Consider the following 10581-nt stretch of genomic DNA (forward strand, 5'->3'; position numbering starts at 1 on the left):
GGTGAACTGCACACCGACTGGTTCGAGTCGGAATCCGAGGGCGGCGAGTTCGTCCGCAAGGATTCCATGTTCCGCCACTGGATCACCCCGGACGGGTCGCCGGGGTCGAGCGGCGAGGGTGGCTTCCCGGCCGAGGCGGGCCGCTACCACCTGTACGTCTCCTACGCCTGCCCCTGGGCGCACCGCACCCTGATCTTCCGCGCGCTAAAGGGGCTGGAAGACCTGGTCACGGTGGACGTGGTCCATCCGCACATGGGGCCGCAAGGCTGGCATTTCGGCGAGTTCCCCGGCGCCACGGCCGACAGCCAGATCGGTGCGCATCACCTCCATCAGCTCTACACCACCGCCGACCCGAAGGTCAGCGGCATCGTCACCGTGCCGGTGCTCTGGGACAAGCGGCGTCAGACGATCGTCAACAACGAGTCGTCCGAGATCATCCGCATGTTCAACTCGGCCTTCGATCACCTCACCGGCAATCGCGACGACTACTACCCGGACCATCTGCGCGGGGCGATCGACTCGATCAACGCGACCGTCTACGAGAACGTCAACAACGGGGTCTACCGGACCGGGTTCGCCACTACCCAGGACGCCTACGAGGCGGCCTTCGACCGCCTGTTCGAGACACTCGACGAACTCGAGGCACGCCTGGCGCGGCAACGCTACCTCGTCGGCGATCGGATCACGGAGGCGGACTGGCGCCTGTTCACCACCCTGGTGCGCTTCGACGCGGTCTACGTTGGCCACTTCAAGTGCAACCGCCAGCGGCTGGTGGACTTCCCCAACCTCTGGGCCTTCACCCGCGAGCTCTACCAGTGGCCCGGCGTGGCCGAGACCGTGCGCCTCGACCACATCAAGCACCACTATTACGTCAGTCACGATTGGATCAACCCGACCGGCATCGTGCCGAAGGGGCCGGAGATCGCGTTCCTCGAACCGCATGGCCGGGAGGTGAGCCGATGAGCGTATTCATTCGAAGTGCGACGGTCATGCAGGAGGGGGCGGGAGCCCGGGTCAAGCGGCTGATGCCCCTGCCGGCGTTCATGAACTTCGATCCGTTCGTGATGTTCGACCATTTCGAGCTCGGGGCAGGCACGGGCTTTCCCGAGCACCCGCACCGAGGCTTCGAGGCGGTGACCTATCTCTTCGAGGGGGAGATCGAGCACCGGGATAACCTCGGCAACGTCTCCCGCGTGGGCCCGGGCGGGGCGCAGCGCTTCACGGCCGGTGCCGGGCTCGTGCACTCGGAGATGCCGTCGGCGGACACGCAGACCGCCGGCATCCAGCTGTGGGTCAACCTGCCCCGCGAGCTCAAGGGCATCGATCCCTCCTACGAGGAGGCGCCTGCCGACAGCATCCCGGAAATCGGCTTTCACGGCGGTCGCGAGCGGCGCATCGCCGGGGAGCAAGGCCGCGTGAGCCTGCGGACTCCGGCAAGGTACCGGCACCTGCTGATGGAGTCGGGCAGCGACTTCTCCCTCGATCTTCCCGAGGGCTGGCGCGCCATCGTCTACCTGCGGCTGGGGGCGGCGAGTGTCAACGGCGAGCGGCTGGCGCCCGCCCAGGCGGCGTTCGTCGAGAACGAGTCGGCGATCCACATCGATGCGCATGCCGGCAGCGAACTGATGATCGCAGCCGGGCGGCCGCACGGCGAACCCATCCGCCAGCGCGGCCCCTACGTCGACTGATGCGCGCGGTGTCGCCCGTGCCCGGATTGTGGTCGGCGCGGTGGGCGGATAGTATTCCCCATTTTTGGAAGCGGATGCCATGAGTCAGCGAACGATCGTTATCTGGAGCGCGCTGGTCCTGATCGCCTACAGCGTCATTGTCATCGCCCTCGGGGTCAGCCTGCCGGCGGAGCGTGCCGAGGTGCTCTTCAGCGAGGAAGGCTGGTTCGAGGATCTCAGCCCGATTTTCTGGCTGCTGCTGGCCGTGGTGCTGCTCTTCGCCCGGCCGATCGCCCTGGGCAGGCGCATCGGCATGGCCGTGATCGCCGCGGCCCTGGCGGCGCGCGAGGAGGGCTGGCACAAGAAGTTCACCACCGACAGCCTGTTCAAGTCCGACTACTACCAGATGGCCGAGGTGCCCGTGGCCGAGAAGCTGATCGCCGGGGCGGTGGCCGTGGCCCTGACCGTCCTGCTGATCTGGTTGCTGGTCGTCGGCGGTCGCGAACTGTTCGCCCGGGGCGGCTGGCGGCGTCCCTGGGGGTGGGTGGCGCTGTTCGCCGTGCTCATCTCCCCGATCCTCAAGGCCATCGATCGCGGTCCGTCGATCCTGCGGGTGCGGTTCGACATCACGCTGCCGCCCGATATCGACATGGTGATGCTCTCGCTGGAGGAGGGTATGGAAATGGCGCTGCCGTTGCTGTTCCTTCTCGCCCTGATCCTCTACCTGATGGATGGTCGGGCCGGTGAACGGCGAGCCGCCGATTGACTGGCGCTGCGGCATCCTCGACGTGCTCGAGGCCGCGGCACTGCACGGTGAGCAGGTCGAGGTGCGTCTCGATGGCCGCTGGCAGCGCGTTCGGATGCTCGACGTGGTGAGCGAGAGCGGCGAGGACTGGCTGGTCGGCGACGGCGGAGAGCGCATCGCCGTGCGGCTGATCGAGATGGCCCGCCCCGTGGCCGGCTGAATCGAGGGCACGAAAAACGGGGCGTGACGCCCCGTTTTTCGTTGGTCGCTGTCAAGCCGGCGTTACATGCCTTCGAACAGGATGAAGGTCCGGTTCATGTTGGTGCGGTGCCAGCTGTCGTAGTGCTCGAGGTGCTTGAAGGCCTCCAGGTCGTCGTTCGCGTCCATCACGTCGTCCATGGTCTCGAAATTGCGAGCCGCCTCGCCGACGGTGTTGACCAGGAAGTCGTAGTAGTCGCCGCTGTCGCGCCGTGCACGTTCCATGTCGCTGACGCGGCCGTGGCCCGGGACGACGTGCTCGGGGTCGATTTCCTCGAGTCGGGCGAAGGCCTCGAGGCCGTTCTGCGGATTCGACCAGGGGTGAACACCCAGCATGCGATCGACATAGACGAGGTCACCCGTGAACGCCACATCGCTTTCCGGCAGGTAGGCCATCGCATCGCCGGGGAAATGGGCGTCGGTCAGGGAGAGCTCGATCTCGGTGCCGCCAAGCGTGATCGTCGCCGCATCGCCTTCGAGCACGCGGTCGGCGTAGGCCGGTTCGGTGCCCTCGAAGCGCTCCTCCAGCGCGTCGGGCAGGCGGCCTTCCATGTGCTGGTCGGTGTATTCCTTCTGCGAATCGACGGTCTTCTCGAAGGCGATGATTTCCGCGCCCTGTTCCCGGAAGTAGTCGTTGCCCAGCCAGCGGTGATCCTGCACGCCGATGTTGACCACCCAGCGAATCGGTTCGTCGCTGACTTCGGCCACGGCGCGCTCGATGTACGGACCGCTGAAGGCACCCGGCCCCGAGTCGATCAGGATGACGCCCTCGTCGGTCGTGATGATGCCGTAGTTGGCGTTCATGCCGTGGTTCTCGTAGGTGCGGGCGTCGGTGGGGCCGATGATGGCATGCACATTGCCGCTGACCGGTTCGGCTTTCGGCTCGTAGGTATCGGTGCTATCTGCCAGCACGGGCTGAAGCAGCGAGGCGGCGAGCAGCCCGGTGAGAGTGGAACGTAGCAGCATGGGCGGATTCTCCTGCGTGGAATGTGGAGGCAGTATACATGCGAGTGTCCATATATGAAGGCGTTCTGCTTTCGGCCGACCTGCGCGGGCCGAACTGCTAAGCTCTTCCGGAATCCTCCACGACGGCTCCGGGAGTTGCTTCGCCGGGGGCCACGCGGTTTCGCAAACAGGGAGAAGGCACTCGATGCAGTATGTCAGGCGGTTTTCGGAGCTCGGGATGGACGACGTGGCCATCGTGGGCGGCAAGAATGCCTCGCTCGGCGAGATGGTCACCAAGCTCGGGGAGCGGGGCGTGCAGGTCCCGGACGGGTTTGCCACCACTGCCGACGCCTACCGTCACTACATCCGCCACAACGGACTCGACGAGCGTATCCGCGAGGCCCTGTCGGGGCTGGACACCGACGACGTGGCGGCGCTGGAAAGCGCCGGCCGCCGGATCCGGGAATGGGTGAGCGGCGGAGAGATGCCGGAGGATCTGGCCGAGGAGATCGCGGCGGCCTACCGCGAGCTGGGCGAGACGTACGGGGAGAACCCGGATGTCGCGGTGCGCAGTTCGGCCACCGCCGAGGATCTTCCCTCCGCCTCGTTCGCCGGGCAGCAGGAGAGCTATCTCAACATCTCCGGAGAACAGGCCCTGCTCGACAGCGTCCGGCATGTCTTCGCCTCGCTGTTCACCGATCGCGCGATTTCCTACCGGGTGCACCAGGGGTTCGACCACATGGCCGTGGCGCTGTCGGCCGGGGTGCAGAAGATGGTGCGTGCGGATCTCGCGTCCTCGGGGGTGATGTTCAGCATCGACACCGAGTCCGGGTTTGCCGACGCGGTCTTCATCACCGCCGCCTGGGGGCTGGGCGAGAACGTGGTCCAGGGGGCGGTCAACCCGGACGAGTTCTACGTCTTCAAGCCGACGCTCGAGCGGGATTTCCGCCCGATCATCTCGCGGCAGCTCGGTGACAAGGCGATGCGCATGATCTACACGGACGACGCCCGCCGGGGCGCGTCCACGCGCAACGTCGACGTGCCGCCGGAAGACCGTCGACGTTTCGCGATCACCGATGACGAGGTGCTGACCCTGGCGCGCTACGCGGTGGAGATCGAGAAACACTACAGCGGGAAGGCCGGCGAGACGCGGCCCATGGACATCGAATGGGCCAAGGACGGCGAGTCCGGCGAGTTGTTCATCCTGCAGGCTCGCCCCGAGACGGTCCACTCGCAGCGCGAGGCGGCCACCCATGCCACCTACAACCTCGAGGAACGCGGCGAGGTGCTGGTGGAGGGCAAGAGCGTCGGCGAGCGGATCGCCAGCGGGAGGGCGCGGATCGTCGCCTCGTCGGCCGAGATGGGGGCGCTCGACGACGGCGACATCCTGATCACCGACATGACCGACCCCGACTGGGAGCCGATCATGAAACGCGCCGGGGCCATCGTGACCAACCGGGGCGGACGGACCTGCCACGCGGCGATCATCGCCCGAGAGCTGGGCATCCCGGCGATCGTGGGTTGCGGTGATGCCACCGAGCGGGTGCCCGACGGCGAGCAGATCACCGTTTCCTGCGCCGAGGGCAGCACGGGTTACGTCTACCGCGGGCAGTTGCCCTTCACGGTCGAGCGGCTGGATGCCGGCTCCCTGGAAACGGCGCGCACGGACCTGATGATCAACCTCGGCAATCCCGAGCAGGCGTTCCGCCTGTCGTTCCTGCCCGCGGCCGGGGTGGGACTGGCCCGCCTGGAATTCATCATCAACAATCGTATCGGCATCCATCCCAGGGCCCTGCTGGAATACGACCAGCTGGACGCCGAGACCCGTGCGGTGATCGACGAGCGTACCGCCGGCTTCGATGATCGTCGCGAGTTCTACGTCCGCCGCCTGGCCGAGGGGGTGGGCACCATCGCCGCGGCTTTCTATCCCCGCCCGGTGGTCGTGCGGCTGTCGGACTTCAAGTCCAACGAGTACGCCGCGATGATCGGCGGCGAGGGATTCGAGCCGACCGAGGAGAATCCCATGCTGGGATTCCGCGGGGCCTCGCGCTACTACGCCGAGTCGTTCTCGCCGAGCTTCGCGCTGGAGTGCGAGGCACTGCGGCGCGTGCGCGAGGAGATGGGGCTGAGCAATGCCCGGGTGATGCTGCCGTTCGTGCGCAGCGTCGAGGAGGTCGATCGGGTCCTCGAACTGATGGCCGACAACGGCCTGGCACGCGGGAAGAACGGGTTGGAGGTCTACCTGATGTGCGAGATCCCGGCCAATGCCCTGCTGGCCGACGAGTTCCTCGAGCACGTGGACGGGTTCTCCATCGGATCGAACGACCTCACCCAGCTGACCCTCGGTGTCGACCGGGATTCCTCGCTGATCGAGGGGCTCGACGAGCGCAATCCGGCGGTGAAGAAGCTGATGGCGATGGCCATCGAATCCTGCCGTCGCCACGGCAAGTACGTGGGTATCTGCGGCCAGGCCCCGTCGGATTTCCCGGAGATCAGCCGCTGGCTGGTCGAGCAGGGCATATCCAGCCTGTCGCTCAACCCCGACAGCCTGCTGCCGATGCAGGAGGCCGTCCTCGAGGCCGAAAAGGCGATGTCCTCTTAATCCGACCGAATTGGTGCTGTTTTGTTACCCTTTCCGCAGGGCGTGCGATCGACCGATCTCGCCCGTAGGTCACGGTAATCAAATGAAGGGGGATGCGAATCCATGGGCCTGTTCGGCAAGAAGCGGAAAGAGGACAAGGGGCTGGCGGCCGCCATCGAGTCGGCCGTCGCCGCCGTCCGCGATCCCAACAACGACCAGACGCTGGGCGAGGCGGGCGCTGTCGAGCGCGTCGATTGCCAGGGAGAGACCTGCCAGGTCGACATTGTTCTCGACTATCCGCCGGGCGAGTGGGAGAGCGAACTGGTCCGCGAGATCGAACAGGCGGCACAGGCCACCGACGACGCGATCTCGGTGAACGTGACCGTGGCCTTCGTCGCGCCCGAGGGCTCGGCCATGCACGGCAAGCCGTTGCCGGGGGTGAAAAACATCATCGCCGTGGCCTCCGGCAAGGGCGGGGTGGGCAAGTCGAGCACCAGCGTCAACCTGGCCCTGGCGCTGGCGGCCGACGGCGCCCGCGTGGGGCTACTGGACGCCGATATCTACGGCCCCAGCCAGCCGCGGATGCTGGGCACCAGCGAGAAGCCGCGCCAGGTGGATGACAACTCGATGGCACCGGTGGAGGCCCAGGGGCTGCAGACCATGTCCATCGGCTACCTGGTGGACGAGGAATCGGCCATGGTCTGGCGTGGTCCGATGGTGACCTCGGCGCTGATGCAACTGCTCAACGACACCCGCTGGGACGGGCTGGACTACCTGATCGTCGACATGCCCCCGGGCACCGGCGACGTGCAGCTGACGCTGGCGCAGAAGGTCCCGGTGGCCGGCAGCGTGATCGTGACTACGCCCCAGGACATCGCGCTGCTCGACGCGCGCAAGGCGATCAACATGTTCCGCAAGGTCAGCGTCCCCATACTCGGCGTGATCGAGAACATGGCCACGCACGTCTGTTCGAACTGCGGCCATGTCGAGGCCATCTTCGGCGAGGGCGGCGGGCAGCGCATCGCCGAGCAGTACGACACCGAACTGCTCGGCCAGTTGCCGCTCAACCTGCAGATCCGCGAGGATCTGGATGCCGGCACGCCCACCGTGGCGCGTGATCCGGACGGGGCGCTGGCCGCCACCTATCGCCAGGCCGCCCGTCGGCTGGCCGCGTCGCTCGGACGGGCGGTGCGCGCCGAGTCGGGCGGGGCACCGGAAATCGTCATCGAGGAGTGAACCATGCTGGAAATCACCATCCCCAGCCGGGGTGTGCTGCAACTGTCGCACCTCGTGCTGGACTACAACGGCACGCTGGCGCTGGACGGCGCGCTGGTCGAGGGCGTGGGCGAACGCCTGCGCAAGCTGTCGAAACACCTCGACGTGCACGTCATCACGGCGGATACCTACGGTGACGTCGAGGGACGCCTGGCCGACCTGCCCGTGACCCTGTCGACGCTGTCCGACCACCTGCAGGACGAGGCCAAGCAGCGCTATGTCCGTACGCTCTCGGCGCGCGAGTGCGTCACCATCGGCAACGGCCGCAACGATGCGCTCATGCTGGCCGAGGCGGTGCTCGGCATCGGGGTGGTCCAGTCCGAGGGCCTCTCGCGCCACGCGCTGGATGCCTCGGACGTGGTCTGTCCGGACATCACCAGCGCCCTTGATCTACTCTTGAAGCCCAAGCGCCTGATTGCCACGCTGCGCAACTAGCGCGACAGGTTGCTCCCACGCCTTATTCAATCCAGAGGAGGCATTGCATGTCCAAGGTCACGTTCAAGGGTGATCCGGTAGAGATTGCCGGCTCGCTGCCATCCGTCGGCGACAAGGCACCGGCTTTCACGCTGACGGCGGGTGATCTTTCCGACAAGGGGCTGGACAGCTTTTCCGGACGCAAGAAGGTCCTGAATATCTTCCCGAGCATCGATACCAGTACCTGCGCGCAGTCCGTCCGGGAGTTCAACCGGCGCCCGAGCGCCCTGTCCGACACCGTGGTGCTGTGCATTTCCATGGATCTGCCGTTTGCCCAGGGCCGGTTCTGCGGGGCGGAGGGGCTGGACCAGGTGGTCACGCTCTCGGCGTTCCGTCATCCCGAGTTCCTCGACGACTATGGCGTGCGCATCGCCAGCGGCCCGCTGGCCGGCCTGGCGGCCCGCACGGTGGTGGTGCTGGACACGGACAACACCGTGCTCCACGTCGAGCAGGTCGGCGAGATCGCCGACGAGCCGGATTACGAGGCCGCGCTCAAGGCCCTGTAATCTAGGGGAACGTCGATAAGGCCCGGTGCGTGAGCCGACCCTTGCCGGTCGTCTGACCGCCGGGCCTTCCTGATGGGAGAAGGGAGATGGGAAATCGACTCGGGGTCGATCTCGGTGGCACCAAGATCGAGGTGGCCGTGTTCGACTCGGCCAACGCATTCGTCTGGCGGGAGCGCGAGCCCACGCCGCAGGGAGACTACGAGGGCACCGTCGAGACCATGGCGGCGCTGATCGAGCGCGCCGAGCGCGACTGCGGACCGGCGTCGAGCATCGGCGTCGGCACGCCGGGGACCATCTCGCCGCGCACCGGCTTGGTCAAGAACGCCAACTCGGTGGTGCTGAACGACCGCCCCTTGAAGCTCGACCTGGAGGAGCGCCTGGGGCGGGCGGTGTTCATGGCCAACGATGCCAACTGCCTGGCCCTGTCCGAGTCGGCGGACGACGGAGCGGCGGTAGGAGCGGCATCGGTGTTCGGGGTCATCCTCGGGACCGGGGTCGGAGGCGGCATGGTGGTCAACGGCCACGTCCTGATCGGTTGCAATGCCATTGCGGGCGAGTGGGGGCACAACCCGCTGCCCTGGCCGCGCGGCGACGAGGCCCCCGGGCCTGCCTGCTGGTGCGGGCTGCACGGCTGCATCGAGCAGTGGCTGTCGGGGCCGGCCTTCGAGCGGGATCATGCCGTCGCCACCGGCCGCTCGCTGAGCGGGGCGGAGGTCGCACGGCTGGCCGGCGAGGGCGACAGGCAGGCGCAGGCAGCCCTGTCTCGGTACGAGGATCGGCTGGCGCGGGCGCTGGCGCACGTGATCAACCTGTTCGATCCCGAAGTGATCGTGCTCGGGGGAGGCATGTCCAATGTCGATCGTCTCTACACGAATGTGCCGGCAATCTGGGATCAGTACGTGTTTTCCGACCCCATCACCACCCGGCTGCTGCCGCCACGGTTCGGCGATTCCAGCGGCGTGCGCGGGGCGGCCTTCCTCGCGGAAGGCTGTTAGCGTGGTGGTCGGCAGTGTCCGGCAACATTCGGCGGGAGATGGTCTACTCTCGGTCCAGCGAGTCGATTTTCCGCTGTATCAATACTTCAGTGATTCGCTTGGTTGATGGGCGTATAAGCAGGGTCTAAATTAACCCTGTGGCCCGTTCGTTAAGGAGTGTGGTCATACGAACCAACTGAACCGGGAGATTCAATGCCATGAGCATCGAGATGCAAATCGTTCTGATCAGCGCCCTGGCAATGCTCGGCATCATCGGCATGCCGCTGTATGCCTTCTGGATGCTGTGGAGAAAATCCGGGAAGGCGAAGCACGCCAAGGAACAGCATCGGCATCAGCATGGCTGAGCGACGCTCCGACTGAACGAGGGCCGGCACCGGAAGGTGCCGGCTTTTTCACGTGAGAACGCCGACGGATCGGTTCCTCGAACGACAGGTCGTCGTGACCAGGTGGCCGATTCTCCGCGAGGGACCGGTCGGTCGGGAGGCCGGGGGATGAGTCGCGTGCCCCGGATGATCCACCGTCCGGCGAGGATCGAGCCATCGGGGCTGTCCTGTCTTCCCGACGGGTTCCGGATGCTGCTGGCCCCGCTGCTCGCCGGCCTGGTGGTCACGGGATTGCTCCTTTCCCTGCAATGGCTGGTCGAGCGCCAGGCAATGAATGCCAGGCTGCAATCGGACCTGGATGCCCTGTCCCAGATTCGCACACGCATCGAGTCCCAGCTCAATCAGGCGTCGAATGTCTCCGATGGCATCGCGGCGATGATCCAGGTCGAGCGGGGTCTCGACGAACCGGGATTGCGCGCGGTAGCCGAACGGTTGCTGGACCGGACCCCGGTGATCCAGTCGATCGCGATTGCTCCCGACGGCGTGATCCGCATGAGCATCCCCCTGGAAGGCAACGAGTCCGCCATCGGAATCGATCTCGCGGAACACCCGGTGCAGTCGAGGTCCCTGGAGCGTGCCATCGAGACGGGCGAGCCCGTGCTGGGTGGCCCCTACGAGCTGGTCCAGGGCGGCTTTGCCGTCATCCACCGCGTGCCGATATTCATCGACCGGGATGCGGATGGCGACAGGGAATACTGGGGCGTGGTGAGCACCCCGATCGACGTGATGCGCCTGTTCGAGGCAGCCGGGGC

Annotated in this window: 12 protein-coding genes; 11 read left to right on the forward strand and 1 reads right to left on the reverse strand. The window is 66.4% G+C overall.

The window, feature by feature from the left end; genetic code table 11:
* From ACLFMY_RS06640 to ACLFMY_RS06655, 4 genes are all read left to right on the forward strand, one after another.
* On the forward strand, positions 1-963 hold a 963-nt coding region (locus tag ACLFMY_RS06640), incomplete at its 5' end, for a glutathione S-transferase family protein (protein WP_410763822.1).
* Entirely contained in the window at positions 960-1688 is a 729-nt protein-coding gene (locus tag ACLFMY_RS06645; RefSeq protein WP_410763823.1) for a pirin family protein, read from the forward strand. The genes ACLFMY_RS06640 and ACLFMY_RS06645, both read left to right, overlap by 4 nt.
* Before the next feature lie 79 nt (positions 1689-1767).
* Entirely contained in the window at positions 1768-2433 is a 666-nt protein-coding gene (locus ACLFMY_RS06650; RefSeq protein ID WP_410763824.1) for a hypothetical protein, read from the forward strand.
* Positions 2411-2632: a hypothetical protein gene (locus ACLFMY_RS06655; protein ID WP_410763825.1), complete on the forward strand. Its 222-nt coding sequence runs from the start codon at positions 2411-2413 to the stop codon at positions 2630-2632. The genes ACLFMY_RS06650 and ACLFMY_RS06655 overlap by 23 nt, the downstream gene beginning before the upstream one ends.
* 62 nt (positions 2633-2694) lie before the next feature.
* Here ACLFMY_RS06655 and ACLFMY_RS06660 read toward each other — a convergent pair whose 3' ends face one another.
* Positions 2695-3636: an MBL fold metallo-hydrolase gene (locus tag ACLFMY_RS06660; protein WP_410763826.1), complete on the reverse strand. Its 942-nt coding sequence runs from the start codon at positions 3634-3636 to the stop codon at positions 2695-2697.
* Positions 3637-3820: 184 nt separating this feature from the next.
* Between ACLFMY_RS06660 and ppsA the strand changes: the two genes are divergently transcribed.
* The 7 genes from ppsA to ACLFMY_RS06695 all read left to right on the forward strand — a co-directional run.
* Positions 3821-6217 (forward strand): phosphoenolpyruvate synthase, encoded by a 2397-nt coding sequence (gene ppsA, locus ACLFMY_RS06665; RefSeq protein WP_410763827.1) that lies wholly within the window; start codon positions 3821-3823, stop codon positions 6215-6217.
* 102 nt (positions 6218-6319) lie between these two features.
* Positions 6320-7432: an iron-sulfur cluster carrier protein ApbC gene (apbC, locus tag ACLFMY_RS06670; RefSeq protein ID WP_410763828.1), complete on the forward strand. Its 1113-nt coding sequence runs from the start codon at positions 6320-6322 to the stop codon at positions 7430-7432.
* A 3-nt stretch (positions 7433-7435) separates the two neighbouring features.
* The gene (locus tag ACLFMY_RS06675) at positions 7436-7906 is read left to right on the forward strand and encodes an HAD family hydrolase (protein ID WP_410763829.1); all 471 of its coding nucleotides are present in this window, start codon (positions 7436-7438) and stop codon (positions 7904-7906) included.
* A gap of 47 nt (positions 7907-7953) precedes the next feature.
* The gene (tpx, locus tag ACLFMY_RS06680) at positions 7954-8451 is read left to right on the forward strand and encodes a thiol peroxidase (protein ID WP_410763830.1); all 498 of its coding nucleotides are present in this window, start codon (positions 7954-7956) and stop codon (positions 8449-8451) included.
* A gap of 86 nt (positions 8452-8537) precedes the next feature.
* Positions 8538-9446, forward strand: coding sequence for an ROK family protein (locus tag ACLFMY_RS06685; protein WP_410763831.1), 909 nt, complete (start codon positions 8538-8540; stop codon positions 9444-9446).
* 197 nt (positions 9447-9643) lie between these two features.
* A complete protein-coding gene (locus ACLFMY_RS06690; protein ID WP_410763832.1) occupies positions 9644-9790 on the forward strand; it encodes a hypothetical protein in 147 nt (48 codons plus the stop codon).
* A gap of 147 nt (positions 9791-9937) precedes the next feature.
* Positions 9938-10581: CHASE domain-containing protein (locus ACLFMY_RS06695; RefSeq protein WP_410763833.1), on the forward strand; the 644-nt coding region annotated here is incomplete at its 3' end.

Origin of the sequence: Guyparkeria sp., assembly GCF_046545975.1 — a bacterium.
GTDB lineage: Bacteria > Pseudomonadota > Gammaproteobacteria > Halothiobacillales > Halothiobacillaceae > Guyparkeria.